24 protein-coding genes are annotated in these 26,036 nt (G+C 33.1%); 13 read left to right on the top strand and 11 right to left on the bottom strand.

The genetic code is table 11. From position 1 onward, the window contains the following. Positions 1–18: 18 nt before the first annotated feature. The 4 genes from AC3IPI_RS16185 to AC3IPI_RS16170 form a co-directional block, all read right to left on the bottom strand. Positions 19–1,185, bottom strand: a complete 1,167-nt coding sequence (locus AC3IPI_RS16185) for a mandelate racemase/muconate lactonizing enzyme family protein (protein WP_039115675.1) — start codon at positions 1,183–1,185, stop codon at positions 19–21. Between the two features lie 78 nt (positions 1,186–1,263). After that, positions 1,264–4,182, bottom strand: a complete 2,919-nt coding sequence (locus tag AC3IPI_RS16180; protein WP_489154069.1) for a glycoside hydrolase family 2 TIM barrel-domain containing protein — start codon at positions 4,180–4,182, stop codon at positions 1,264–1,266. Positions 4,183–4,271: 89 nt separating this feature from the next. Then, positions 4,272–4,964: an RraA family protein gene (locus AC3IPI_RS16175; RefSeq protein ID WP_489154067.1), complete on the bottom strand. Its 693-nt coding sequence runs from the start codon at positions 4,962–4,964 to the stop codon at positions 4,272–4,274. A gap of 144 nt (positions 4,965–5,108) precedes the next feature. Then, positions 5,109–5,321, bottom strand: a complete 213-nt coding sequence (locus AC3IPI_RS16170) for a hypothetical protein (RefSeq protein ID WP_489154065.1) — start codon at positions 5,319–5,321, stop codon at positions 5,109–5,111. A 202-nt stretch (positions 5,322–5,523) separates the two neighbouring features. Here AC3IPI_RS16170 and AC3IPI_RS16165 point away from each other — a divergent pair, with 202 nt between their 5' ends. Further along, positions 5,524–6,402 carry an AraC family transcriptional regulator gene (locus AC3IPI_RS16165; RefSeq protein WP_489154063.1) on the top strand — a complete coding sequence of 293 codons (879 nt, stop codon included), beginning with the start codon at positions 5,524–5,526 and terminating at the stop codon, positions 6,400–6,402. Positions 6,403–6,867: 465 nt separating this feature from the next. Here AC3IPI_RS16165 and AC3IPI_RS16160 read toward each other — a convergent pair whose 3' ends face one another. Beyond that, a complete protein-coding gene (locus AC3IPI_RS16160) occupies positions 6,868–7,707 on the bottom strand; it encodes an AraC family transcriptional regulator (RefSeq protein WP_489154061.1) in 840 nt (279 codons plus the stop codon). Positions 7,708–7,791: 84 nt separating this feature from the next. Here AC3IPI_RS16160 and AC3IPI_RS16155 point away from each other — a divergent pair, with 84 nt between their 5' ends. The 5 genes from AC3IPI_RS16155 to nadB all read left to right on the top strand — a co-directional run bounded on the left by AC3IPI_RS16155 (position 7,792) and on the right by nadB (position 13,436). Next, positions 7,792–8,958 carry an MFS transporter gene (locus AC3IPI_RS16155; protein ID WP_489154058.1) on the top strand — a complete coding sequence of 389 codons (1,167 nt, stop codon included), beginning with the start codon at positions 7,792–7,794 and terminating at the stop codon, positions 8,956–8,958. Beyond that, a complete protein-coding gene (locus AC3IPI_RS16150; protein WP_489154056.1) occupies positions 8,955–9,710 on the top strand; it encodes a metallophosphoesterase family protein in 756 nt (251 codons plus the stop codon). The genes AC3IPI_RS16155 and AC3IPI_RS16150 overlap by 4 nt, the downstream gene beginning before the upstream one ends. Positions 9,711–9,893: 183 nt before the next feature. Further along, positions 9,894–10,520, top strand: coding sequence for an MCP four helix bundle domain-containing protein (locus AC3IPI_RS16145; protein ID WP_489154054.1), 627 nt, complete (start codon positions 9,894–9,896; stop codon positions 10,518–10,520). A gap of 408 nt (positions 10,521–10,928) precedes the next feature. Further along, positions 10,929–11,894 (top strand): quinolinate synthase NadA, encoded by a 966-nt coding sequence (nadA, locus tag AC3IPI_RS16140; RefSeq protein WP_489154052.1) that lies wholly within the window; start codon positions 10,929–10,931, stop codon positions 11,892–11,894. 18 nt (positions 11,895–11,912) lie between these two features. Further along, positions 11,913–13,436, top strand: coding sequence for an L-aspartate oxidase (nadB, locus tag AC3IPI_RS16135; protein WP_489154050.1), 1,524 nt, complete (start codon positions 11,913–11,915; stop codon positions 13,434–13,436). 245 nt (positions 13,437–13,681) lie between these two features. Here the strand turns inward: nadB and AC3IPI_RS16130 are convergent, their stop codons facing one another. From AC3IPI_RS16130 to AC3IPI_RS16110, 5 genes are all read right to left on the bottom strand, one after another. Beyond that, a complete protein-coding gene (locus AC3IPI_RS16130; protein ID WP_489154048.1) occupies positions 13,682–14,842 on the bottom strand; it encodes an FAD-dependent oxidoreductase in 1,161 nt (386 codons plus the stop codon). A gap of 30 nt (positions 14,843–14,872) precedes the next feature. Then, a complete protein-coding gene (locus tag AC3IPI_RS16125) occupies positions 14,873–15,640 on the bottom strand; it encodes a DUF6597 domain-containing transcriptional factor (RefSeq protein WP_489154046.1) in 768 nt (255 codons plus the stop codon). Positions 15,641–16,020: 380 nt separating this feature from the next. Continuing rightward, positions 16,021–17,301, bottom strand: a complete 1,281-nt coding sequence (locus tag AC3IPI_RS16120; RefSeq protein WP_489154044.1) for an MFS transporter — start codon at positions 17,299–17,301, stop codon at positions 16,021–16,023. A 22-nt stretch (positions 17,302–17,323) separates the two neighbouring features. Then, positions 17,324–17,551, bottom strand: a complete 228-nt coding sequence (locus AC3IPI_RS16115; protein ID WP_489154042.1) for a hypothetical protein — start codon at positions 17,549–17,551, stop codon at positions 17,324–17,326. 9 nt (positions 17,552–17,560) lie between these two features. Continuing rightward, positions 17,561–18,157: a TetR/AcrR family transcriptional regulator gene (locus AC3IPI_RS16110; RefSeq protein WP_086896326.1), complete on the bottom strand. Its 597-nt coding sequence runs from the start codon at positions 18,155–18,157 to the stop codon at positions 17,561–17,563. Between the two features lie 321 nt (positions 18,158–18,478). On the opposite strand from AC3IPI_RS16110, the gene AC3IPI_RS16105 reads away from it, so the two are divergent. From AC3IPI_RS16105 to AC3IPI_RS16075, 7 genes are all read left to right on the top strand, one after another. Continuing rightward, positions 18,479–19,210, top strand: coding sequence for a YggS family pyridoxal phosphate-dependent enzyme (locus AC3IPI_RS16105; RefSeq protein WP_489154040.1), 732 nt, complete (start codon positions 18,479–18,481; stop codon positions 19,208–19,210). 31 nt (positions 19,211–19,241) lie between these two features. Further along, positions 19,242–19,949 carry an AAA family ATPase gene (locus AC3IPI_RS16100; protein ID WP_489154038.1) on the top strand — a complete coding sequence of 236 codons (708 nt, stop codon included), beginning with the start codon at positions 19,242–19,244 and terminating at the stop codon, positions 19,947–19,949. Between the two features lie 404 nt (positions 19,950–20,353). Further along, positions 20,354–20,653 carry an ArsR/SmtB family transcription factor gene (locus AC3IPI_RS16095; RefSeq protein WP_489154036.1) on the top strand — a complete coding sequence of 100 codons (300 nt, stop codon included), beginning with the start codon at positions 20,354–20,356 and terminating at the stop codon, positions 20,651–20,653. Between the two features lie 11 nt (positions 20,654–20,664). Further along, positions 20,665–21,771 carry an NADH:flavin oxidoreductase gene (locus AC3IPI_RS16090; RefSeq protein WP_489154034.1) on the top strand — a complete coding sequence of 369 codons (1,107 nt, stop codon included), beginning with the start codon at positions 20,665–20,667 and terminating at the stop codon, positions 21,769–21,771. A gap of 695 nt (positions 21,772–22,466) precedes the next feature. After that, positions 22,467–23,204, top strand: a complete 738-nt coding sequence (locus AC3IPI_RS16085) for a DsbA family oxidoreductase (protein ID WP_489154032.1) — start codon at positions 22,467–22,469, stop codon at positions 23,202–23,204. 166 nt (positions 23,205–23,370) lie between these two features. Continuing rightward, positions 23,371–24,651 (top strand): acetyl-CoA C-acetyltransferase, encoded by a 1,281-nt coding sequence (locus tag AC3IPI_RS16080; protein ID WP_489154030.1) that lies wholly within the window; start codon positions 23,371–23,373, stop codon positions 24,649–24,651. Between the two features lie 5 nt (positions 24,652–24,656). Next, on the top strand, positions 24,657–25,112 hold the full coding sequence (locus tag AC3IPI_RS16075; protein WP_039115708.1) for a DoxX family protein: 456 nt from the start codon (positions 24,657–24,659) through the stop codon (positions 25,110–25,112). 1 nt (position 25,113) lies between these two features. Here AC3IPI_RS16075 and AC3IPI_RS16070 read toward each other — a convergent pair whose 3' ends face one another. Further along, on the bottom strand, positions 25,114–26,028 hold the full coding sequence (locus AC3IPI_RS16070; protein WP_489154027.1) for an EamA family transporter: 915 nt from the start codon (positions 26,026–26,028) through the stop codon (positions 25,114–25,116). Positions 26,029–26,036: the final 8 nt, after the last annotated feature.

The following is a 26,036-nucleotide window of genomic DNA, read 5'->3' as shown; positions in this document are numbered from 1 at the left end:
TTAAAAAGTTTTTAATTACTACACATAAAATCCGGGTCTAGGCACTAGTATTCCTGGATGTTTTTCCATCTCTTCTTCTACTAAATCTACTCCAAGTCCTGGTCTGTCACTTAATTGTAAATGGCCATTATGAATCATATCTTTTATAGGATGTGTAATCACGGTATCTCTCCAAGGTACATCATTAAACATAAACTCCTGACGGAAAAAATTAGGAACCGAAGCACATACATGAGCAGATGCCAATGTAGATAATGGTCCGTTAGGATTATGTGGTGCCAATAAAACATTGTACGCCTCCATCATGGTAGCCATTCTTTTCATCTCTGATGGTCCGCCACAACGAGTAATATCTGGCATCATGATATCGCAAATATTTTTTTCTAATACTGGACGAATTCCATATCTAGTATAATGTCTTTCTCCCACACATATAGATACATTGGATGGAATACGTTCTCTCATTGCTCTTAGTGTATCTGCACTTTCTGGACCTGCTGGTTCTTCATACCACGTTATATCCAACTCTGATAAACGCTGCGCCATTTTTACAGCAACACTATAATTGAGCATGGCGTGAGTCTCAATCATAATGTCAAAATCAGGACCTACAGCATCCCGAACCGCCTTACTAACATTAAATGCTAAGTCTTGTTGGGCTCTTGTAAGTGTAAGATTTGAAGATAAATCTTCTCCATACAAATAATTAGTATGCGCAAATGGATCAAACTTTAAACCTGTGAATCCTGCTTCTTTGACTTTTTTAGCCTGAGTTGCATAATCCTCTGCATTATGCCCGCCTCCTGTAAACCAATAATTTGCATACAGTAAGATATCTTTTCTAAAAGCGCCTCCTAATAATTCATAACATGGAGTTCCTAATACCTTTCCTTTTAAATCAAGTAATGCCATATCTATCCCGCTTATAGCGCATAAACTAGCGCCATAAGGACCAATCCAGTTAAGATCACGGTATAATTTTGTCCATATAAAATCGGTTTTCATAGGATCTAGCCCAATGATTCTTTCGCCTATATGCTTAGCAGCATTATAAACAATAGGACTTCCTGGCCAGTTTGTTGCTTCTCCTACTCCCGTATGTCCCGTATCTGTATAAATTTTTAATAGTGTCCAGTTATACTTAACCCCTTCTACCATCCATACTTTTACATCTATTATTTTCATTTTATTTTTGTTTTTAACCTCTTATTCCTATTTAATATTTTTATACATTAAAATAACAAGGTGATTTTAACTCTATTTTTATTTAATTTCAAGTGTCATTTTCCCTTTTAAGGTTTTACCCTTTGTCTTAATACGACCATCTGTAAAAGGTGTTCCATAAAAAGGTTCTGACCCTGTATTACTATAATCTGAAATTAGCCATTGTATGTGTTCATCTTGTAACCAGCTTCTGGAAGCTTGTGTCCCATCAGACAAGACTTTTATACTATTGCCTGTTTTATCTTGTAATACTGCCGATTTAATATGCCTTTTTGTCGAACGAAAATCATTGCTTCCTAAGTCATTAGCATCATCTTTCCAATCTCCATTAGGTACAACTCCTACTTCTTCTACTCCGTTAACATGCTTTGCATTTAGCATTGTAGTACCTTCGTTTCTGGAAATATCATTTTCTGGATAAATAGTAAATTCTCCTTTTCGCTTCCAGCTTAACTGCTCAAATTGTTTTGGCAATTGTACCAACATTCCGTATTGATAAGGACTCACATCAATATCACCATACTCGACTTCATAAGTAGTTTCTAATTTTCCATTATCTGTAAATAAATAAGATTGTTTTCCCTTAACATCGGTATAGGTTGTTTTCATATCTATTAAAATTCTATTCTTATTTTGCTTAACAGTAATAGCTTTTGCAAACAAAGTATATGATGGGTAATTTTTTATTGGATAAATATTGTTCTGATATGTTTCTCCTGCAACATTGGGTTTTCCTCCATCTTCACTATTCATAGGTATCAAACAAAAAACGGGACCCTGCGTCATTATCGTCTGGTTGTTCTTTTTTACATTGGTAATAACTCCTGTTATTTTATTAATAAGGTAACTTATTTCGCCTTGTTTTACTGTTATAGCCGATTCGTTTTCTGAGAAAGAAAGCGGTACTTTTTTATCTTCTAATTCTATCGAAGGCTTATTATCATATTTCTCCTCATTTACAATAAATCCACTTGAATCTGTAAACGAAATATAAAATTCTTGCTCTTTTTTATCCACAGGAATTCTCAAAATCCCTTCACTACGAGCTGCAATTGTCGAAGAAATTGGTTTAATTGTACCGTTTGTTTTTACTTCTATTTTTAACTCTTTAAATGATGTAAAATCATAGCGATTCTCTATTTTTAATTCTACATATCCTTTTGGAAGTGTTTCCCAATTTACATTGGTAATTCGTACAGGAGAATAGGCTTTCTTTACGCCATAATATTCTGGTTTTGTTCTACGCCAAGCGTCCAGAGGTCCCCAAGGTCCATATCCTACTATTCTGCCATCGGGCATATGAAAAATATCATCGATACCGCTCCATATTGCTCCACCTAAATTCCCTTTATGTTTATAGATTGAATCATAAAATTGCACAAGAGGCTCGCTATAAGCACTTCTTACTCCGGGATCTGTTAGTAATTCTCTGCGATTATAAGTAGATAAATGGGCATATTCTCCAAACAAAGTAGGGCGAGAAATGGTATCGGTTACTTTAGGACCATTAATACCCGGGTAATGAATATTGGCTATATCTGCTTTACTACCTGCATTATTAAAAGTTCCCCAACATTGATCATGAAAACTAGTTGGCCTTGAATTATCCATTTGTTTTACAACTGCATTAACTTTTACCCAAAGCGGACTCCATCTGGATTCGTTACCTAATGACCAAATAATAACAGAGGGATGATTGCGTCCTGCCAGTATATTATCCATATTGGCACGAACCATATAAGGAAGAAATTTTTCATCGGTATAACTCCATAATTTCCATATTGGCGAAGCATGATGTTCTATCCAGTTCAAAGAAGATTCACTTTCGACAAATAATCCTAACTCATCTGCAGCATTCAAAAATTCTTCTGATGGCGGATAATGCGACGTACGGATATAATTACAATTGGCTTGCTTAAACAATTCAGCATCTTTTCTTTCTAATGTGGTCGAGATACTTCGTCCTGTTAATGGATGAATCGAATGACGGTTTACACCACGTAACTTTATTGGCTTACCATTTACAAAGAATTCATTTCCTTTAATAACAATTTGACGAAAGCCTACATTTTGCTCATTAGTTTGTTGTTTAATACCATTTACAAGTACAACTGTTTTTAATTTATACAAATAAGGATGTTCTGAATCCCAATGACGTGGCGTTTTAATCGCCAAGACCGTTTTTATATTGTTGTCACTATTTGGGTTAATTTTATTTGAAAATGTCGAAGTCTTATTAGAAACAACTTTTCCAACTGCGTCTAATAATGTAAACTCAAGCTTAGCATTTGCTGGAACAGTTAAATTACTTGTAACTGTATTTTCTATAATTAATGATGCGTCTTTATAGGATGCATCAAAAGTTGTATTAATGGTAACTGCCGAAATATGAAGTGGTGTTACTGCAAACAGGGTTACTTTTCTTAGTAATCCACCTACAGTATGACAAGCATATTGAGAGGTACAAGCCATACGATCACTAATGGTCATAGCCTGAACTTCGACTACCAGAATATCATCTTTATAACTTAGTTCATTAGTAATATCTACTTCAAAAGGAACAAAACTTCCTTCATGTTCTCCTACTGTTTTCCCATTTATTTTTACCAAAGCATGAGAACTTACTGCATCAAAGCGAATCTTAATTTGCTTGCCTTTCCAATCTGCTGGTATATTTAATCGTTTAGTGTACAAAGCTGTTTGTCCTTCGCTTACACTATATCCTTGCATTTCCCATTCTCCGGGAACTTGAATTCCTTTTGTTTTTTGAGGTTGCTCTTTTATATCAAATCCCCAATTCCCATTTAAAGAAACATTGGCGACAGAAACCCCGTCAACAGCCGAAGCAAAGGGAGTTAATACTGGAACATCAAAATTTAAAATACTCTTTGTTTGTGCATTAGCCTGACTGATAAAAACAAAACAGCTTAGAAATGCTACAACTATACTTTTTTTCATTTTAAAAGAATTTAATATTATTACAAAACACTAATCAAGGCAAGAGAATAATCTCTAAAAATAGTATCCTGACTTACTGCTTTTCACTTTTACATAATACCATAGGTATCAAAAGCTTCTTTTGTACTCATGCCTTCTTGTATTTTTTTCTGCACAATTTTTTCACCTCTTGCTTTAACGATAGAAAGACGAAATACTTCTTCCTCTACTTCTCTTGGTACTACACAAACTCCATCTATATCGCCAAGAATAATATCGCCTGAATTTATGCGGACTCCTTTTAATTCTATTGGCACCCTAAAATCAATTACTTTACCACGAGGAGCTTGATCCTGAGCATAACGCCCATAAGAAAATGACGGAAAATTTAATTCTAATATTCCTTTGGTATCTCGCGAATACCCATCGACAACTGCTCCTGCAGCTCCTAATATTTGTGCCCGAGTTGCCATTAATTCTCCCCATAAAGCATAAGATGGAGACGAACCTGTACATACATATACTTCATTTTTTTTTAGATCATCCAAAGCTTCTAGCATCAATCCAAAAGGTTTATTCAAAATAGGATTATTACTACTGGAATCAGAAACTACATCGGCTTCCAGTACTGTCATGGCACGGCCTATAACGAACATATCGTCACGCAGAGGCTGTATTTGTGGGGGAAGAAATTGATTAAATAAACCCATTTTATCCATAATATCACCTACTACAGCGGTGTAAAGTTCCTTACGGACAATATCAAAAAGTTCATCGTCATTCTTCCAAAATATAGTTTCCATATCTGTTAATTTTAATTTATTTCTTGAATCAATTTATTATCGAAATGATTAATACATTCCTATTTCGGCAAGGGCTGCGAAATCCAAACCATCCCAAGCTGAGCTTGCAACGATTTTAAATTTACCATACCCATAAAAAGGAACTCATGCATCTTCGGCATTTCCTGTAGCAACATCAACTGTAGCTGGTAATATTACCAAATAATGATCTCCAGTAAATTCTGAAGGATGTGCCGTTTTGTAATCATTAATTTCTTGTTGCACGACATCAGCTCCTCGACTATAAGGATATGACGCTTTTCCTTTACTTCCTTTTATAACAATAAGATTGATGCTTTTTTCATCTGTAACAATCAATATAAATTCAATCTATTACACTTCACTTATTATTTAATTAATTACCGACTTAAATGCAATTCAAAACTACATCAATAACCTTTTTAACTATTTACACTAACTTAATTAATACTTAAACAATTTTAATCATTTTAACTTATTATAGAATTATTATATCTAATATTGTTTAAGTTAAGCTTTATCAATTATTTAATAATTCCTTATGAAAGCAGTATTAATTGAATTACCTAATCAACATTCCTCATTAATTAGCATCAAAAAAGTTAAAGAACATGATTTTAATGCTACCCTACATTATCATGATTTTTGCGAATTAAGTTTTGTTAAAAGAAGTAGTGGAAAAAGAATTATTGGAGATAGTATAACAAACTTTAATGATGGCGATTTGGTTCTAATGAGTCCGAATTTACCTCATATGTGGTATGGAGATGTAGAGATGCATAATAATAGGGTAAACAAATCTGTTGAGGCTATTGTTACTTATTTTCCAATTAATTTTTTCGAAAAAATATGCTCCGATGATGAAGATTTATCAAAAAAAAGAGCCTTGTTTGAAAAAGCTAAAAGAGGCATCTGTTTTACTGGTAGAACAAGAAAAAAGATTACGAAACATTTAGAAAAAATGCTACATATTGAGGGGCTTCCTCAAATAATTGAATTCCTAAAAATCATAAACATAATGCTTAACACAGATGAGTATGAACTCCTTGCCGGATTAGGCTATAACCATACTTATAATGAAAAAGATACAGAAAGAATGAATCAGGTTTATAAATATATCATGATGAATTTTACAAAACCTATTTCTCTGGAAACTATTGCTTCTGTGGCTCATATGACTCCTCCGGCATTTTGCAATTTTTTTAAAAAAAGGGCACAAAAGTCTTTTACGAGATTTTTAAATGAATTGAGAACAGGACATGCCTGCAAACTTTTACAAAACGAAAAATTATCAATATCAGACGTCTGTTATGAAAGTGGATACCAAAATTTTGTCAACTTTAATAAGTATTTTAAACAAATAATAGGTAAAACACCAAGTACCTATCGAAAAGAGTTTGTTACTATACGTAATTTCTAAGGAACTTGATTTTATACGCCAAAGGATTCCTAATTTATTAATTTTAACACATAGAAACATAGGTCTTGTACGCACAAAAAAGGCGTTTCACTTGTTTTTAAATACATATAGCTAGCTATGCGAAAGGAATGTATTTCTTTTTGTTCTCTTTTTTACACATAAAAGCTATGTTTCTATCTGTTAAATATTTTTTTCACGACCTGAACGAAGCGAATAGACGCAGTAATTGCATCCAACGGGTTAATTTTAATCGTAACCCACTGTTTCAACCGTGCGATAGAGATTGTAATAATGCATGTGCTCCAATGGTTAAAGCTACTTGGCAATGTTTATAATATGCTATTTTTACAAACTGAATACACTACTTTTTTTGGAATTCGGATTAAATGGAAATTTTTTAATTGAGAGTAAATACTCAACTATTTACTGGTACTAAAAACTGAAACTGAATGCTGAGACAAAAAACTAAAGCCTCCTCACTTCCTTAGGATTTAATCCTGTTTGTTTTTTCAGGAATTTATTAAAATGACTTACATCCGAAAATCCAAATTCATTACTTATTTCTTTCATTAAAGCATTACTGTGTTTAAGTCGATTTTCTATCAATTTATATTTATAATCATCGATATATTTCTTTATAGAACCACCTGTTTGTCGCTTAAACAAGCTACTTAAATGATTGGGTGCCATATTAAAAAAACCTGATAAAACTGTAAGATTTAAATTAATAGGCACACGAATTTCTTTATGGATGTAATTCATAATTCCGACCAATAAGCCTTCATTCAAAACCATGTTGGCTCCTAATGATTCAAAAGCATTTTTCTTAATTACAGCAAATACACTTCGTATTAAATAAAGAAGCACCTCATTAGATCCGTTCTGACTACCTCCATCCCACTCGCTCACAATCAATCGCATAAGGTGATTTATTTTATCTAACTCTTGAGGAGAATCAACCAGTTTACCATCTGATGTATTGCTTATTCCAAGCAACTGATCCAGAACTTTATTCCATTCGTTTTTGGCAGTATCAGATGAAGTTCCGTCGAGATAGCGATTATTAAATTTTAATACACTAAACTCTGTTTCTTTATCGATTATAAAAAGATGATAATCTGATGGGCATAATAAGAATACACAAGGTCCTTTATACGTGACTTCTCCTCCATTTAATTGGTGTAAACCACTACCAGAATGAATAAAAACCAACTCAAAATGATTGTGATTATGCACAGGAAACGGCCAGGTTTCGGTCGTAAAATGCCGAATAAATAAAGGAGTATGTTGGATAAAACGTTCCAAATGATTGTTGTTTTTTTTACAAAAATAGAGTTTAAAAGTACAATTTTTACTTTTAAGAGTACAATAGCTTTGCAAAAAAAGTTTATGACAAAAACCAGTTTCAAACCAGCGGTGATTCCGCTTATGGCAGTTTCAGCCGGAGTAATCGTTGCTAATATATATTACAACCAACCCATATTACAAACAATAGCTTTGTCCCTTAAAGTTACCGAAACCCAAATTGGCAAAATTTCCATGCTTTCGCAATTAGGATATGGACTTGGAATGTTCTTTTTACTTCCGCTTGGCGATAAAGTCAACCGTAAGAATCTTATACTTTTATTGTGTGGATTATTGGTACTTACTTTGTTTTTTATAACATCGACATCTTCATTAACTGCCTTATATATACTCAGTTTTTTTGTTGGTCTATTCTCTACTCCTGCTCAAATTATATTACCTATGGCAGCAACTTTAGGTAAAGAAAACAGAGGTAAAAATGTGGGCGTAGTTTTCAGCGGAATATTGGTAGGGATATTAGGAGCGCGGGTTATTAGTGGTTTCATAACCGAATTACTAGGTTGGCGCTATGTTTTTGGAATTTCGGGATTAATGGTTCTTTTGGTTACGCTTATGCTAAAGTTATACTTGCCCGAAGTACCTTCAAAATTCAAAGGCAGTTATTTCCACCTTATAAAATCAACATTGGCACTCATACCCAAATACCCTGTTTTACGCCAAACAGCACTTTTAGGATCATTTACATTTGGAGTATTTTGTTCCTTCTGGACAACGCTTACATTTCATCTTAGCAGCGCGCCTTTAAACTACCATTCGGGCATAATAGGATTGTTTGGATTAATCGCCATTGGTGGTGCATTGGTCGCACCGTATTTTGGCAAAATAGCCGATAAGGGCAATGTAAGACGCTCTTTATTAACTACAGTTTCTATGATTATAGGCAGCATTATCCTTATAAAAATCTTCCCATATTCTATTCCTGTGTTAATTCTTAGTGTTTTCTTCTTAGATATTGGTGTACAAGCAACCCAAATTACCAATTTTACACGTATATATAGTTTACACGAAGAAGCACATAGCAGACTGAATACCATATACATGACTACTTATTTTATTGGTGCCGCAGTAGGTACTTACTTCGGACTTTTAAGTTGGAAGTTAGGAAAATGGGATATGGCTACCTCGCAAATGCTTTTATGGAGTATTATTGCATTAATAATAGTAATTTTTTCAAACAAACGTAAAGCATGAAGAACATAGCAATAATTAGTGACATACATGGTAATTTACCAGCGCTAAAAGTCGTTCTCGAAGACATAAAACAAAGAAACATTGATCAAATATATTGCTTAGGCGATTTGGTCGATTTTGCTCCTTGGCATAATGAAGTAATCGAGCTAATTAATGCATTAGAAATTCCTTGCTTAATGGGAAATCATGATGAACGCATCGCATTTGATCATGAAGTAACTCCATTACCAAAACATAATCCTGAGGAAAGAGCCGCACGCCTTAACGGAATAAATTATACCAAACAAACTATTAAACCAGAGAACAAGGCGTTCTTAAAAATGCTTCCTGAAAGACTCTTACTTAATTTTACCATTTCTGGAAAAGAAACTAAAGTACTATTGGTTCACGGTAGCACCCGAAGCAATGATGAATACATTTATGAAAATCATAATCTTGAAGATGTTCAATCGATGCTTGCTCTGGAAAAAGCCGATATCATCATTATGGGACATACTCACAAACCGTATGTTAGGTATATAGAAGCAACCACTGAATCTCCTGCTGGAACATTAATAAATTCTGGTTCCGTAGGTCGATCCAGAGAAGATAATCCATTAGCAACATACCTTATATTACATATTTCTGACGAAAATATAACTCCCGAAATTGTTAAGCTACAATACCCAATAAACGAAGTTATAAACGCCATCGAAGAAAGCGAAATTCCTGATTTTTATGCCAAATTTTTAAAGAAAGACCTAATCGTTTAATTTGATAAAATAAAAAATCTATAAAATATTATATCCCGTTGAGGCTTACTCTGTCTTTTTTAAAAGTAAATTTTCTATGTTTCTATCTGTTAAGGAATTACCTCCAGTGGATTATATATTTAGCCTAAAAATAGCAAGTTTGTTCCAAATAAATAATTATATTGCGATACAAATCAATACAATATGATGGGTTTAAAAAATAGTAGCAAGAAAACAAAAGCCGCTTTTATACTGGCAATTGTAATGTTAATTATAATACTAAGTACTTTTAATACACTACGAAACGCTGAAACCACCAATGAGAATATCAATGCAATTTATAAAGATCGTTTAATCGTTTCGACCTATATTTTTCATTATGCCAATGAGTTAAACCTTGTTAAGGCAAACGCAGTTAAAAACAGTAATGAAGCTGATAAAAACGATGCTGTTATTACGTCTATTCAAAATATCAAGGCAATAAACTTATTGTATCATAAAACGGTTTTAACACCCAAAGAAAAAGAAGACTTTAATACTTTTGTTGCTATTTGTAACAAAATAAACAAACAAGCTCAAGACAAACAATGGCAAGAAGTCGAAAAATCGGCAGATGAAGCTTTAGTTACTTTAGAATCACTTTCTAAGATTCAGATTGATGAAGCTAAATTACAATTAGAAAATGCCAATAAAGCATACAACCAATATAATGTATTGGCACAACTAGAAATTGCTTTGTTAATAGTTCTTGGCGTTGCAATTATCTATTTATTGCTAACAAAAAGACACAAGCGAACTATAAAAATTCCCGAAGGCCCTAGCCTGAATTAATTTAAAAATCATATTTCTTAAATCATAAAGCCTGTTGAAGCAAATACTGCATCAACAGGCTTTTTCTATGTTTTCTTTATTTCTACTTCACTCCTTCTAAATATTAAAACATAAAAAATGCATTTCATGATTTTAATCATGAAATAAGATTAACCTCAATAATATCTTTACAACGCTAAAACCATAATTAAATAATTATAATTCAAAAAGTTATAAAACATTTGTAGTAAAAATTATGGAATAGGTTCCTCCTAGGCCGAATACAAAATTAGAAATTGCAATAATATGCAATAGCCTTCATAAAAAGCAAGGCAATTATATATAGAACACGTTTTCGGTTTGGGAGTTTTTTTCAATTTAAAATTCTGTTTTCTAAAAAGTAACTAATCTAATTTGGGTATTCTTAACATGAAATATAAGAGTATCGATAAAAATAAATTCATGGATAAATTATTCTTAATTTCTGAAATAAACCGATTAAAACAAGAAAAAAACGCGATTATCCTCGCTCATTATTATCAAGAAAAAGACATACAAGATATTGCCGATTTTGTAGGCGACAGTCTTGAATTATCAAAAAAAGCAGCCACTACAAATGCAGATACAATTGTTTTTGCAGGAGTCTATTTTATGGCTGAAACTGCAAAAATTATCAATCCAAATAAAAAAGTGCTTTTACCTGACCTCAATGCAGGTTGTTCTCTTGCCGATGGATGCGACCCGGTTAACTTTAAAAAACTAAAAGAACTTTTTCCTAAACATGTTGTGGTAACCTACATCAATTCTTCAGCAGAGATAAAAGCGTTAAGTGATTGGGTATGTACCTCATCTAATGCAAAGAAAATAATTGAAGCGATTCCTAAAGAACAAGAAATAATTTTTGCCCCAGACAAAAACCTAGGAATGTATCTAAAAAAGGAAACAAAACGTGATTTACTTCTTTGGGACGGTTCCTGCATTGTACATGAAGCTTTTTCATTAGATAAACTAATCGAAATTTACAATACAAACCCAAACGCTAAGATTGTTGCACATCCCGAATCTGAAAGACATATCTTGGAAACAGCCCACTATATTGGGTCAACATCTGGAATGCTCAATTTTATCAAAAATGATTCGGCCACAACATTTATCGTAGCAACCGAAGCAGGTATTCTGCATCAACTCGCAAAAGATGCTCCAAACAAAACGATTATTCCAGCTCCTTCTCACGAAGATAATACCTGTGCTTGTAGCGAATGTGCCTTTATGAAAATAAATACATTAGAGAAGCTTTATTTATGTTTAAAGAATGAAAGCCCAGAAATTAGCATTAATGAAGAATTACGATTACAAGCTATAAAACCAATAAATAGAATGCTCAATTTCTCTTAATCACCAAAGCTTATCATCATGAAAAATACGGACATACTTATAATTGGTTCTGGAGTGGCAGGTTTATTTTTTGCAATAAAAATGGCAAAAAAACGTCCTGAATTATCGATTACAATCATGACCAAAGAAAAATCTAAAAACTCCAATACGCAATTAGCACAAGGAGGAATTGCGGTTGTTACCGATAGTATCGAAGATAGTTTTGAACAACACATTCAGGACACTTTAAAATCTGGAGGAGGTTCATGTGATGAAGAAATTGTAAAAATGGTAATACATCAGGCACCAGAAAGATTAGACGAACTTATCGATATTGGTGTTTCTTTTGATAAAAATAAATCTGGAATCTGGAATTTAGGTTTAGAAGGCGGACATTCTCAACATCGCATTTTACATCATAAAGATATATCTGGGGCAGAAATCGAAAAAAAACTAATTGATACCATAAATCAATTATCTAATATTACCGTATTAGAAAATCATTTGGTTATAGATATAAATACTAAAAACAATAAAGGAAATCCTTATGCTACAGGAGCTTTTTATTGTGACAAAGTCAATGACAGAATAAAATACATACAAGCTAAAACCATTGTTTTAAGCACTGGAGGATGTGGACAAATTTTTAAAAACACTACAAATCCCGAAATTGCAACAGGTGATGGAATTGCAATTGCATCACGAGCCGGAGCCTTAATAAAGGATATGCAATACATACAGTTTCACCCAACAGCATTATACGAAGAAGATAAAAACCCGTTTTTTTTAATTTCTGAAGCTGTAAGAGGTTTTGGAGCGCATATCGTTAATGAAGATCAAAAGCGTTTTATATTTAAATATGATATTCGCGGAGAATTAGCTACAAGAGATATCGTTTCTCAAGCCATAAGCAAAGAGATAGAAACCTCTGGAAAACCGTATGTTTATTTAGATTGCAGACATTTGGAATTAGAAGAATTCTATGCTCATTTTCCTTCCATCACAGATTACTGCAAGAAAATCGGATTAAATCCTAAAATAGATTTAATTCCTATTGTACCCGTTGCGCATTATCAATGTGGAGGAATAAATGTCGATAAAAACTCAGAAACAAATATAAAAAACTTGTACGCCATAGGCGAATGCTCCAGAACTGGATTACATGGAAAAAACAGATTAGCTTCAAATTCATTATTAGAAGCTTTAGTTTTTGCACACCAAGCTTCAAAACATATCGATAGTATTATTGATGAAATAGCATTTTCTCCAAAAAAATCTATGCTAGGCTTTAATGAACCTTTGGTTAAAACCAATTCTAATAATTTTATAAAGCTTAAAAAAGAACTTCAAACAATTATGACTCAATTTTACGCTAACAAAGATGCTGATTTTGAAAAAATAATAGACGAAATAGAATCGATGAAAATGAAAACTGTAGCATTGTTGTTTAAAAAACAAAAGCTAACAACACAACTCGTAGAATTCACAAATATGCTTACAGTGGCAAAAATTGTTATCGAGGATCATAAAGAACAAATTATTGAAAATATCTCGAGTTATTAAAAACTCTCAAAAGACTGTATCGAATAAATTTATCACAAAAGCTCAAATTTTTTATAAACATTAATTATCCACACTGTTTGTTATTTCGACGAAGGAGACCCGAGCGATAGCGAATAGACGAAGTAAATCTCCACAAGAAACTCCGTAACGAGAGTTCTAGTTTTGTAGAGTTACTCATGAAGATTTCTCCTTCGTCGAAATGACAATATTGAGGAAAAACTTTGCGTTTTTACATCTTTACTAAATTAATGCTCCACTTCATCAACACCATTAAACATATTTATCAGTTTGGTAATAGGATCATCAGAATGCATCATTTCAGTAGAATCTAAAGTGATTTTTGTAATCTCCGAAGCTCTTTTGCACATTTGCTTTTCGTAAGCGGCAATCGCTGTCTGAACGTTTGGGAAGTTATTACCAGACAGAACTTCAGCTAATTCAAAAGCATCTTGCATTGCCATATTTACACCTTCTCCTGCATAAGGCGGCATACGATGTGCAGCATCACCTAACATAGTAAGATTTGGCAAAGCATCCCATTGCTGATCTAGCGGGAAATGATATTGTGGTCTGGGAATAATCGACATTTCATCACTTTCAAATAATTCCTGCCAAACTGGATCCCAAGAACCAAATTCGCTTATAAACCATTCAAAAACTTGCTCTTTATTAGAGAAATCAATATTACTATCAAGAACCCAAAATTCATCGACTTTACAACCTGTATAAAAAGATAGTGTTCCATCCCCTTTCATGCTTAAAATCAATGTTTTTTCGTCGCCAAAAGCAAATATTTTTCCACCATTTACAAGCTTAAACAATTTTGGAGCATTTTTTTCAGAATCATAAATGTTTCCTTCCACAATTGTAACACCCGAGTATATTGGTTTTATCGAGTTAATGTGAGGTCTTATTTTTGAGTTCGCTCCATCGGCTGCGATTACAATATCAGCTTCTGCTTTTGAGCCATTTTTGAATGTTAATTCCCAACCCTCATTTTTTGGAGACATCGAAAGAAACTGACTGTCCCAAACCACAGTATCGGGTTGTAAAGAATCTAAAAGTATATTTCGTAATGGGCCACGATCTATTTCTGGACGATTCTCTTCATAATCATCCGCAGAATGTGTGTCCATGGCAACATTCAGGTTTTTATCTAGAATACGCAATTTACCTGCTTCAGAACGATGATTGGCATAAAATGCATCTATTAATCCTGCTCTGCGAAGTGCTTCTAATCCTGATTCTTCATGAAGGTCAAGAGTCGCTCCCTGAACTCTAACATCCGAATTAAAATCTCTCTCATATACTTTTACTTCTGCGCCTTTAAATTGCAAAAGTCTTGCTAATGTTAAACCTCCTGGTCCTCCACCTACAATTGCTATTTTTTTATTTTTAATCAACATAACTCAATTCTTTAATTTTATAAGACAAAATTATTTCTTCTTGAGTGTCGATAATTGTATAAATCGGTCGTTTATATTCTTGTTCAGTTCCTTAGGAGTTACGCCCGAGAATTTCTTGATGTTTTTTATAAAATGAGCCTGATCCGTAAAGTTTTGTTCAGGAAAAAGTTTGCCTTCTTTTATTTGTTGAAATGTAGCTCTAAACCGAAGAATGGTACAATATGCCTTTAATGATATTCCAAACCGTTGATTAAAGTATCGATTGATTTGTCGGCTGTTCCAATGAATTGTTTCGGCAATTTCAGCAATCGTAATTTCACCATTTGAATTATATATTAAATCAAATAATTTTCTCTTACGTTCGTCAATTTCATAATTCAGAATACTCAAAAACTTAGAAGAAAGTAAATCACAAAATCCTTCAAAATTTTCGAAATCCAGAATTGAAATCCCAAAATAATCCGAAGGTAAATTATAAGCAGTATCAACTAAAACAGGGAATTTATCTTTAAAAAGATATTCGATAGCCAATAGTTTAAAACTAACTGCAAACATTGCTGTCTTTGGCGCAAGCACAGCTCGAGAAGGTTCGGAATCGACTCCCAAAAGTGTAATATCATCTTTATCTTCAAAAGAAAATATAAGATCTATTCTCCCATCTGGCAGAATCACAATTTGTTTTTCCTGATCAGAAACATTCGAAAGCATCCAAAAACTTTCGACATAGTTAGACAACGGGAAACCAGGTTTCATTTCCCGATAGTCTATATCTAGTATTTCTTGATTAGTTTTATTCAATTTTATTCACCATTAAGGGATTAAGAAAGATTAAGCTTTATCATTTTTTTTTGCCACAGATTAAAAGTTTTTTACCATTATAGAGATTAAGTTTTATCTTTTTCTGCCACAGATTAAAAGGATTAAAAAAATTTCTTTACCATTAAGAAATTAAGAAAAATTAAGCTTTGTCTTTTTTTGCCACTGATTAAAAGGATTAGAAAGATTTTTTTACCATTAAGAAATAAAGAAAAATTAAGCTTTATCCTTAATGAAACTTAATGTCTTAATGGTAAAACTTTTTTAGTCAAACCATCTAAACTTTGTGACCTTTGCGTAAACCCTTGCGTACTTAGCGGTTAAATCTTAATCCCTTAATGGTTAAATCTTATCTCACAGACTTAAACACTTTCTGTTTCAATTACAACCTTCACTCCTGCATCTACAGCTTTACCTTTTGACTTCACCAATTGGTTTACTCTCCAAATAAAGAATATCGAACAAAGTGTTACTGCCGAAATTACATATCCCAGAATATCGTAATTTTCTAGCGGTGATGTCTTGGTCTCTTGGTGTACAATAAATCCAGCACAAACAGCTGCAATACCTCCTGCAATTTGTTGCATTGATGAAGTAATAGACATATAGGCTCCACGATCTTTCATATCTGGAATTCCGGTATTAAGTGTTGTCGATGGAATCATACGACTCATGATACCCATAAACAAAATCATATTGATTACTACTACTTCCCATAAAGGAATTGGTCCCAGATTGGTATAAATTAATATCATAATAATCGATAGTATTGACCCTGCGGTAAACAACCAAAACTTACTAACTCTGTCACTTAATTTCCCAACAAGTGGCATGATAAAAAGTACTGAAAGACCTGTAAAGAAAAAGACCATTGGTAACTCTAATTGGCTAATATGAATGTTGTTTACTAAGAAAGAACTTCCAAAAGGCTGCAACATAAATCCGCCTATAGATAAGAATGCAATTGCCGCAAAACCAACCTGATAGTTCTTATTACTTAAAGTATGCCATAAATGTAAAAAAGGGCTTTTATCCGACTGTAATTTAAGGTGTTCGGTAACTGGTTTCATCTTGATTACAATTGTAACAAGTATAAGAATTCCTAGTCCTGCAATCATCAAAAAAGCCGAATGCCAACCCCAATGATTTGCAAAATAAATACCTACCGGAATCCCTAAAATTTGGCTTGAAGCAAAAGCCATTTGGATAAATCCCATCACACGACCACGCTGATGAATCACAAATAAATCGGTTACGATTGCCAAAGAAACCGAACCAATAACACCTCCAAAAAGACCTGTTACAATACGTGCAGAAAGTAACAAAGCATAGTTAGTTGCCAAGGCACAACAAACGGTACCAATAATAAATCCTGTGTAAAAGAAAACAAGCAGTTTTTTTCGGTCAAACTTGTCGGCAAAACCAGCTGCAAGCAATCCTGAAGTACCTGCACTAAATGCATAAGCTGAAACTGTAAATCCAAAATTTGCGGTAGTCATATCTAGATTTTTCATTAGTATATCCCCAAGTGGAGAAAGTACCATAAAATCGAGTATAACCGTAAATTGTAAAAGTGCCAATAAGGCGATAATATATTTTTGATAAGAAGAAAAGGGTGGGATTTCTAATTTTGTTTTTTCCATTATAATATTTGTATTTTTTTGATTAATTTAATTCTTGGCATTCATGTCCAAGATTATTAATAATATTAATTATTGTTTTAACTGTAAGTGTTTCCGAAACAATGCGCAGCACATAATCAACATCATCGGTATCAACACTCCATTGCAGAATATCTGCGTGATTGTTTAGTGTTTTAGTCACCTTACAATCGGTACATAGTTGTTCTATGTTAGTTTTAAAAATATAGATTTTATCTAAATCTGTTTCCATAGTATAATTTTATGGTTTTAATGCTCTTATAGCAGCCCCAAAGGCTTCTTTCATCATGTCCTGAGTAAGCTTAAATGGCTTCCCTCCCATGCTTTTTCCTTCATTATGAAAATTCAACAAAGTATATAAAGGACCGTAAGCAATACTCCAAAAAACTTCAAATTGCATTGGCACTAGTTCCTTATTATGCAATGAATTTTCAATAAATTGTTTCATGATTATTCTAAAATCAGAGAATTTGGTTGTAGAGTTTAATATATCCTCAGCATGTGGGGATTGTTTAATTACTTCAAAGAATGCAACCTTCTTTGGATACTTAAATGTAAATGCAGCTCGGTTTTGCCATTGTATCCATAAACCTTCTTCAAATGGCATATCTGGCGAAAAATTCTCTATCGTGGATGAAAAGAATTCTATAGCTATTTCTGCCCCGATTTTTTTAATCAAATCATCTTTGTCTTTGTAATAAATATAGAGAGTCGCCACAGAAATATTACAAGCCTTCGCTAGCTTATTCATACTGAAGCCCTGAAAGCCATCCTGAACAATTAACTCAATCGCATTTGTAACAACTAACTTCTCTTTATCTATATCTCTTACTCTCATAATTTGGAAATTTTTAGCAAATATAAAACATTAAATGAATGAGCGTTCTTTTATTAATGTTTTTTTTCAGTTGAAAAGTAAAATTAATACAAGTCTTTTACTAAAGATGTGCAATTAACAGCAAAGAACACAAGGATTTACAATCAGTGTCAAAAAAAGTTAACCATTAAGACATTAAGTTTCATTAAGTGTTAAGCTTAATTTTTCTTAATATCTTAATGGTAAAAAAAATAGTCGCTCAAAGCCTTCAAAAAAACTGGACCATAAGCAAAACTTAAAACTGGATTATCGTCATCATCCACTACTACTTACCTTTGCATTATGAAAGATATGATAATTTCCAATTTAAAACAGGTTCACGAGCGCATCGAAAATGCTTGTAAACTATCTGGTAGAAATGTATCAGATGTTCAGTTATTATTAGCAACCAAAACCGTTCCTGCCGATAAAATACGCATAGCTATTGAAGCTGGTGAAACTCTTATTGGTGAGAACAAAATGCAAGAACTACGAGATAAAGATTCAGGATTACAAGGATTAGATATCAAACGCCATTTTATTGGGCATTTACAAACCAACAAAATAAAAGATGTTCTAAAATATGTAACTTGTATCCAGTCTTTAGACAGACTTAGCTTGGCTGAAGAACTTCACAAGCAATTACAAAACCAAGGAAGAAATTTAGATGTTTTTATACAAGTAAACACCTCATACGAAGAAAGTAAATTTGGGCTTCCGCCAAAAGACGTTGTTTCTTTTATCAGAGAAATAAAGAAATACGACACCCTGAATATTAAAGGTTTAATGACTATTGGTTTATTAGATGTAGAAAAAGAGAAAATGCAGCCATCGCTTAGTTTACTCAGACAAATAAGAGATGAAATTTATGCAGAAGAACTTGAAGGCATTACCGAATTAAAACTTTCTATGGGAATGTCTCAAGATCTGGAATTGGCTATAGCCGAAGGTTCTAATATAGTTAGAGTTGGAACATCTATCTTCGGAAATCGATTTTTAGGAAAAGAAATCTGGAATGAGAATATTGCAGAATAAGACTTAATTTTGCATCAAATAAATAATTGAGATGAATCTATACGAACTTACCGTAAATGATACCGAGAAAATTGCCTTGAATGATTTGCTTTTTAGCGAAGAAAACAAAGCCGCTTTAGAACAAATAATAAAAGAACATCGCTATCTTGATGAATTAAAAAAATATAATCTTAAAGTAGATAATAAAATATTCCTGCACGGGCATACTGGTTGCGGAAAAACAACTACTGCCAAAGCAATTGCAACGGCTTTAAATAAAAATATTGTCATCATAAATCTGAGCACATTAATCAATGCGCGAATTGGAGAAACCTCCAAAAATATAAAAGCAATATTTGATAAAGCCATCCGTGAAAAGGCAGTTTTATTCCTAGATGAATTTGACCAAATAGGAAAAAGTCGTGAAAGCGATGATAAAGATGTGGGCGAAATGCGTCGTTTAGTAAACACAATTATTCAGTTAATTGATTATTTCCCAGATGATAGCTTGCTTATTTGCGCAACAAACCATTATAATATCATAGATACCGCTTTATTGAGAAGGTTTCAGATACGACTGAAATTTGAAATGCCAGACGAGAACGAATTGGATATATACTACGATAAACTATTAGCTTCTTTCCCATTGCATCTACAGGAAATTGTGCGTAAGTATAAAATTTCTTATGCCGAAGCAAAAGATTATATCAACACTACAATGAAAAAACAAATCATTGAAGAATTAGAACTTCAAAAATAAAATTCTAAAAAATAATCAAACACAAATTCTACTAATTTATACTAATTAGCTTGTGTAAATTCTCATTACTTATATCCTGCAAAGTCTTTTTCCAGACCTTGTGGATATAAAATATCTCAACAAAATTAACCCAACAAATCCATGTTGTTATCCTAACAGGTTTTAAAAACCTGTTAGGTATTTCTATTTTAGCTATCAATCTCTACAAGCATTTAAAATAATTTTAACAATACGAATCAAACCTACAAGGTTCTAAAAACCTTGTAAAACTACAAACAAAAGCCTATAATATCTCATTATCACACTGACTTACAATCAGTTTCTCTTACTCTTTCCTCTCTTAAATATTTGCTAAATATTTTATCTGATATTGGTATATCGGAAAAAGTCGATACATTTGCATCATGGAACATATCGAAATTTTTAAAGCATTATCTAATAAGTCCAGACTACAAATGTTGGAATGGCTAAAAGACCCCAAACTAAACTTTCCTGGTCAAGAACCTTATGGTTTTGAGCATGGTGTATGTGTGGGACAAATACAAGCCAAAGCAGGACTTACGCAATCGACTGTTTCCGAATATTTATCTATTCTTCAGCGCGCAGGATTTATAGAATCTACACGTGTTGGACAATGGACATACTACAAACGCAATGAAAAAACATTTGTAGAACTAAGTAAAATAATTGAATTTAATTTATAAAAAACATTGATATGAGTACAAATAGTCTATTTACGCCTTTTAAATTAAAGACGCTAGATCTTAAAAATAGAATAGTAATGGCGCCTATGACGCGTTCATTTTCTCCTAACGGAATCCCTACAGATGATGTAGCAAACTATTACCAAAAAAGAGCCGAAGGTGAAGTAGGTTTAATTTTATCTGAAGGAACTGTTATAAACAGACCTTCATCGTCTAATGATGCAAATGTTCCTCACTTTCATGGTGATGAAGCACTTGCAGGATGGAAAAAAGTAATTGATGGTGTTCATACAGTTGGCGGAAAAATGGGACCACAAATTTGGCACATGGGCATTATGGATAACCACCATTCAGGTTGGCTTCCTCCAGTTCCTTTTGAAGGGCCATCTGGATTAAACCGTCCAGGTTTTAGCAATGGTAACACCATGACTACAAAAGATATCGAAGATACAATTCTTGCATTTGGTCAGGCTGCCGCAGATGCAAAGAGATTAGGTTTTGACTGTGTCGAAATTCACGGTGCTCATGATTACCTTATCGATCAATTTTTCTGGGATGCAACAAACCACAGAACCGATGCTTACGGTGGAAAAACTCTTGCAGAACGTACTCGTTTTGCTGTAGAAGTAATTAAAGAAGTTAGAAAACAAGTAGGTGAAGATTTTGCAATTATCATCAGACTTTCACAATTTAAACCTGCTGATTACACTTATAAATTGGCTAAAAACGCACTAGAAATGGAAGCTTGGCTTGCTCCTCTAGTTGATGCTGGTGTAGATATTTTACACTGTTCACAACGTCGTTTTTGGGAACCAGAATTTGAAGGTAGCGATCTAAACTTTGCTGGATGGGCAAAAAAAATAACAGGTATCCCAACAATTACTGTAGGTTCTGTAGGTCTTTCTAGTGATTTCTTTGGTGCATTTGCTGGCGAAAGCTCTCAACCAACATCTTTGGATGAATTAACAAGACGTATGGACAGAGGAGATTTTGACTTAGTAGCAGTTGGAAGACCACTACTTTCTGACCCAAATTGGGTTGCTAAAATTAAAGCAGGAAAAACCGAAGAACTAAAAGGCTTTAGCAAAGAAGCTCTAGGTCAATTGGTTATTGAATAATTTTTTTAAGGCTCTGAGAAACAAAGGTTCTAAGGCACTGAGAAACTGAGAATAAAACATTTATTTAACCATAGATTAAAGGATTTTTCACCATTAAGTTATTAAGAAAAATTAAGCTAAAACCTTAATGAAACTTAATGCCTTAATGGTTAAACTTTTTTGACACTGATTAAATGGAATTTCTGTATTGTCTATATTATAGAAAGCTGATGACACGGATTTTACCATTAAGTAATAAAGAAAAATTAAGCTTAATCCTTAATAAAACTTAATGCCTTAATAGTTAAACTTTTTTAACACTGATTGTAAAGATTAAATGTATTTTCTGTATTGTCTATATATGGAACGCGGATAACACGGATTTGCCAAAGCAAAGACGCGGATAAAAACAGATTTTACCATTAAGGAATAAAGAAAAATTAAGCTCAATCCTTAATGAAACTTAATGCCTTAATGGTTAAACTTTTTTGACTCTGATTGTAAAACTTTGCGCTCTTTGCGTAAACCCTTGCGCTCTTTGCGGTTAATTTTCAGTCACAGATTAAAGTTTTTTTTACCATTAAGAAATAAAGAAAAAATAAGCTTAATCCTTAATGAAACTTAATACCTTAATGGTTAAACTTTTTTGACACTGATTGTAAAACTTTGCGCTCTTTGCGGTTAATCTTAAAAACAAAATATTAAAATAAAATACAATGGAAATAATAGGAACACCTAAAATGAAAGTAGAAGTTTGGAGCGACATCATGTGTCCGTTTTGCTACATTGGAAAACGAAATTATGAAACGGCTCTTAGCAAATTTACAGATAATAAAGACATCGAAATTGTTTGGAAAAGTTTTCAGCTTGACCCAAACATTCCAGAGCATTTTGATAAAAAGGAAAATGTTTACGAATATCTTGCTAACAGAAAAGGAATTAGTTACGAGGATTCAGTAAGAATGCACCAAGGAGTTGTTCAAACTGCAAAAAACGCAGGATTAGAATATAACTTTGATAATGCTGTTGTTGCAAACTCTTTCAACGCACACCGAATGATTCAACTAGCAAAAACAAAAGGACTTGGTGATCAAGCCGAAGAACGTTTGTTTTATGCTTATTTCACAGAAGGAAAAAACTTTGGAGATCCAAAAGTTTTAGAAGAATTAGGAAAAGATATTGGTTTAACTACCGAAGATGTAAAACTATCTTTAACAGATAATCAATATGCCGATAAAGTAAAAGGTGATGTTCAGGAAGCACAAGAACTTGGAATAAATGGAGTTCCATTCTTTATCTTTAATCGCAAATATGCTATTAATGGCGCACAAGCTCCTGAAACATTTTTACAAACATTAGAAAAATCATTCACAGAATGGAGAAAAGATAATCCTGCTACAAAGTTGGATATAATCGACGGTCAATCTTGTACTCCCGATGGAAATTGTATGTAAAAACCAATTTAGCTAAAAATTATATTATAAGTCTTCAGTTTTTAAATTAAAGCTGGAGACTTATTATTTTATAGAGAAGGCAATACTTTTAAATCTAATTCATTAAATTTATTCTTCTAAAGTAAAACTTCAACTTTGATCTTTTCATTTAAATAAAATTCTAAATATGAATAATAGTGATAAAATAAGAAAAGTTGCCATTGTAGGATACAACAGAATTCCTTTTGCAAGAGCAAATACTGCTTACGCAAAAGTAGGAAATCAAGATATGATGATTGCTGCTCTTAACGGATTAATAGAAAAACACAAGCTACAAGGAAAACTACTTGGTGAAGTTGCTGGTGGTGCAGTTATCAAACATACATATGACAGTAATCTTATGAGAGAATGTGTAATGAAAACGGCTCTTGACCCTGCTACTCCCGCTTGCGATTTGCAACAAGCATGCGATACAGGAATAGAAAGTGCCATTTATATAGCTAATAAAATAGCACTCGGACAAATTGAATCTGGAATAGCTGGTGGAGTTGACTCTATAAGTGATATACCCATGGCGGTAAGCGAAAATTTGAGAAAGATATTGCTTGATGCGCGAAAAGAAAAATCATTGGGAGGCAAAATAAAACAGTTTTTTAAACTTCGTCCAAAAGATTTTACTCCTTTAGTTCCTAGAAACGAAGAATCTCAAACGGGACTTTCTATGGGCGGACATACTGAAATTACAGCCAAATACTACAAAATTTCAAGAGAAAATCAAGACAATCTAGCGCTAAAAAGTCATTTGAATATGGCAAAGGCTTATGACGAAGGTTTTTTTGATGATATGATTACTCCTTTTCAAGGACTTGATAAAGACAATAATTTAAGAAGAGATAGTACTATAGAAAAACTAACAAAGCTTCCTCCTGCATTTGATAAAGTAAATGGAACACTTACAGCCGGTAACTCTACTCCTCTTACCGATGGAGCGTCTTGTATACTTTTGGCAAGTGAAGAATGGGCGAAAGAACAAGGACTTCCTATCCTCGCCTATATTACTTTTGCAGAAGTTGCAGCCATCGAATATGTAAAAAACCAACAGAATCTTTTATTAGCTCCTTTATTTGCTGCAAGCAGAATGCTCGATAAAGCTGGACTAACGTTACAAGATTTTGATTATTATGAAATTCACGAAGCATTTGCAGCACAAGTTTTAGCATCATTAAAAATTTGGGAAAGTCCTGAACTCAGCAAAGAAATAGGATTAAAGAAATCTCTTGGTGCAATCGACAGAAATAAACTTAATGTAAAAGGAAGTAGTCTTGCTGCAGCACATCCTTTTGCCGCTACTGGCGGAAGAATAATTGGTGTAATGGCAAAACTACTTAACGAAAAAGGCTCCGGAAGGGGCTTTATATCTATTTGTGCAGCTGGCGGACAAGGAATAACAATGATTATTGAAAAATAAAACAAATGAAAAACACACAACAAATTGCTCAAATATTCTTAAGACTGGCTTTAGGAATTGGTTTTATATTACCTGTAATGGATCGTTTAGGAATGCTTGGCGCTCCGGGAGAACCAAATGTTGGTTGGGGAAATTGGGCTAATTTTGTAGATTATACCAACTCCTTAATGCCTTATCTCAATCATGATATTGCCAACGTAATGGGAATCATTGCAACGCTGGCAGAGGTTTTATTTGGTGTGCTACTAATTATTGGTTTTAAGACCAAATTATCTGCTTATGGTAGCTTTGCATTAACGTTATCATTTGCTTTAAGCATGCTTATTTTTGCAGGATACAGAGCACCATTTAATTATTCGGTATTTACAGCAAGTGCAGCTTCTTTGCTATTAGCTTCAATTCCTGTTTATAATTGGAGCATTGACAAATTACTATCTAAAATGAAATTAATCGTTTTATAAATTAACTGCACTTTGTCATTGGAATCTCTTTTTGTTTGTTTTTAAAAAGATGATGCGAATTAAAAACAAGTACCGAGATAAAAATGATTCCGTATGATAAAATTTGCAACGGTCCGCTTTGTTCGTGATAAACAAAAGTTGCCAAACCAAAAGCAATCATAGGATTAATATTTAGTAACATTCCTACTGTAGATGAGTTAAGACCTGTAAGTGCAAATAAGTTTAGTAATAATGGAAAAATAGTGAAGCCCAAAGCAATTATTTCGATACATAGATAAAAGTTAAACTCCTTTGGAATTGGTCCGCTGTATGCAGGAAAAAATGGCAATAAAAACAATGCCGATAAAGTGATATGAAAAGTAAGTACGATAAATTTATCAAATCCAACATTTACACGTTGACTAACTAAATAACTCGCATAAGTCAGACCTATTACGATACTAAAAACCATATCCATAATATTAGCATACGATAAAAGCAAACAACCAGTAACGCTTAACCCTACTGATACCCATTGCGTTTTAGAAAGTTTTTCATGCAAAATAAAATAAGCCAACAATGTAGTTAAGATTGGGCAAACTAAGTAAGCAAGTGATGTTGCCTTAACGCTCACATGATTCATTACATAAATAAATGTAAACCAGTTGGCTGTTAAAAATATACTTCCACCAATATTTAATAAAATGGTTTTACGCTTTTTTGAGAGTGGTAATGCTTTAAAAGTTTCGATTGCATCTTTTACTCTTTTTCGTTTAAAAACAAAAGTTATCAGCAACAATAATATACTACAACTAAAAACGCGGTAGAACAAAATGTCTAAAGAAGCATAAGAATGTATTGGTTTTAATACCAGACTAAAAAAACCCCAGATTGTATATGCCGTAATGGCTGCCAAGTAATATTTTGTGCTTTTCATGGGGACTT

It is taken from the genome of Flavobacterium sp. GL_143, assembly GCF_057834355.1.
Note: the sequence above shows the minus strand (reverse complement) of the source record. Positions and strands in the feature narration are given on the sequence as shown.

Bases quoted from the DNA above. Each gene is read 5' to 3' on its own strand.
- AC3IPI_RS16185 (WP_039115675.1), bottom strand. From the start codon at position 1,185: ATGAAAATAATAGATGTAAAAGTATGGATGGTAGAAGGGGTTAAGTAT.
- AC3IPI_RS16180 (WP_489154069.1), bottom strand. From the start codon at position 4,182: ATGAAAAAAAGTATAGTTGTAGCATTTCTAAGCTGTTTTGTTTTTATC.
- AC3IPI_RS16175 (WP_489154067.1), bottom strand. From the start codon at position 4,964: ATGGAAACTATATTTTGGAAGAATGACGATGAACTTTTTGATATTGTC.
- AC3IPI_RS16165 (WP_489154063.1), top strand. From the start codon at position 5,524: ATGAAAGCAGTATTAATTGAATTACCTAATCAACATTCCTCATTAATT.
- AC3IPI_RS16155 (WP_489154058.1), top strand. From the start codon at position 7,792: ATGACAAAAACCAGTTTCAAACCAGCGGTGATTCCGCTTATGGCAGTT.
- AC3IPI_RS16150 (WP_489154056.1), top strand. From the start codon at position 8,955: ATGAAGAACATAGCAATAATTAGTGACATACATGGTAATTTACCAGCG.
- AC3IPI_RS16145 (WP_489154054.1), top strand. From the start codon at position 9,894: ATGATGGGTTTAAAAAATAGTAGCAAGAAAACAAAAGCCGCTTTTATA.
- nadA (WP_489154052.1), top strand. From the start codon at position 10,929: ATGAAATATAAGAGTATCGATAAAAATAAATTCATGGATAAATTATTC.
- nadB (WP_489154050.1), top strand. From the start codon at position 11,913: ATGAAAAATACGGACATACTTATAATTGGTTCTGGAGTGGCAGGTTTA.
- AC3IPI_RS16130 (WP_489154048.1), bottom strand. From the start codon at position 14,842: ATGTTGATTAAAAATAAAAAAATAGCAATTGTAGGTGGAGGACCAGGA.
- AC3IPI_RS16120 (WP_489154044.1), bottom strand. From the start codon at position 17,301: ATGGAAAAAACAAAATTAGAAATCCCACCCTTTTCTTCTTATCAAAAA.
- AC3IPI_RS16115 (WP_489154042.1), bottom strand. From the start codon at position 17,551: ATGGAAACAGATTTAGATAAAATCTATATTTTTAAAACTAACATAGAA.
- AC3IPI_RS16110 (WP_086896326.1), bottom strand. From the start codon at position 18,157: ATGAGAGTAAGAGATATAGATAAAGAGAAGTTAGTTGTTACAAATGCG.
- AC3IPI_RS16105 (WP_489154040.1), top strand. From the start codon at position 18,479: ATGAAAGATATGATAATTTCCAATTTAAAACAGGTTCACGAGCGCATC.
- AC3IPI_RS16100 (WP_489154038.1), top strand. From the start codon at position 19,242: ATGAATCTATACGAACTTACCGTAAATGATACCGAGAAAATTGCCTTG.
- AC3IPI_RS16095 (WP_489154036.1), top strand. From the start codon at position 20,354: ATGGAACATATCGAAATTTTTAAAGCATTATCTAATAAGTCCAGACTA.
- AC3IPI_RS16090 (WP_489154034.1), top strand. From the start codon at position 20,665: ATGAGTACAAATAGTCTATTTACGCCTTTTAAATTAAAGACGCTAGAT.
- AC3IPI_RS16085 (WP_489154032.1), top strand. From the start codon at position 22,467: ATGGAAATAATAGGAACACCTAAAATGAAAGTAGAAGTTTGGAGCGAC.
- AC3IPI_RS16080 (WP_489154030.1), top strand. From the start codon at position 23,371: ATGAATAATAGTGATAAAATAAGAAAAGTTGCCATTGTAGGATACAAC.
- AC3IPI_RS16075 (WP_039115708.1), top strand. From the start codon at position 24,657: ATGAAAAACACACAACAAATTGCTCAAATATTCTTAAGACTGGCTTTA.
- AC3IPI_RS16070 (WP_489154027.1), bottom strand. From the start codon at position 26,028: ATGAAAAGCACAAAATATTACTTGGCAGCCATTACGGCATATACAATC.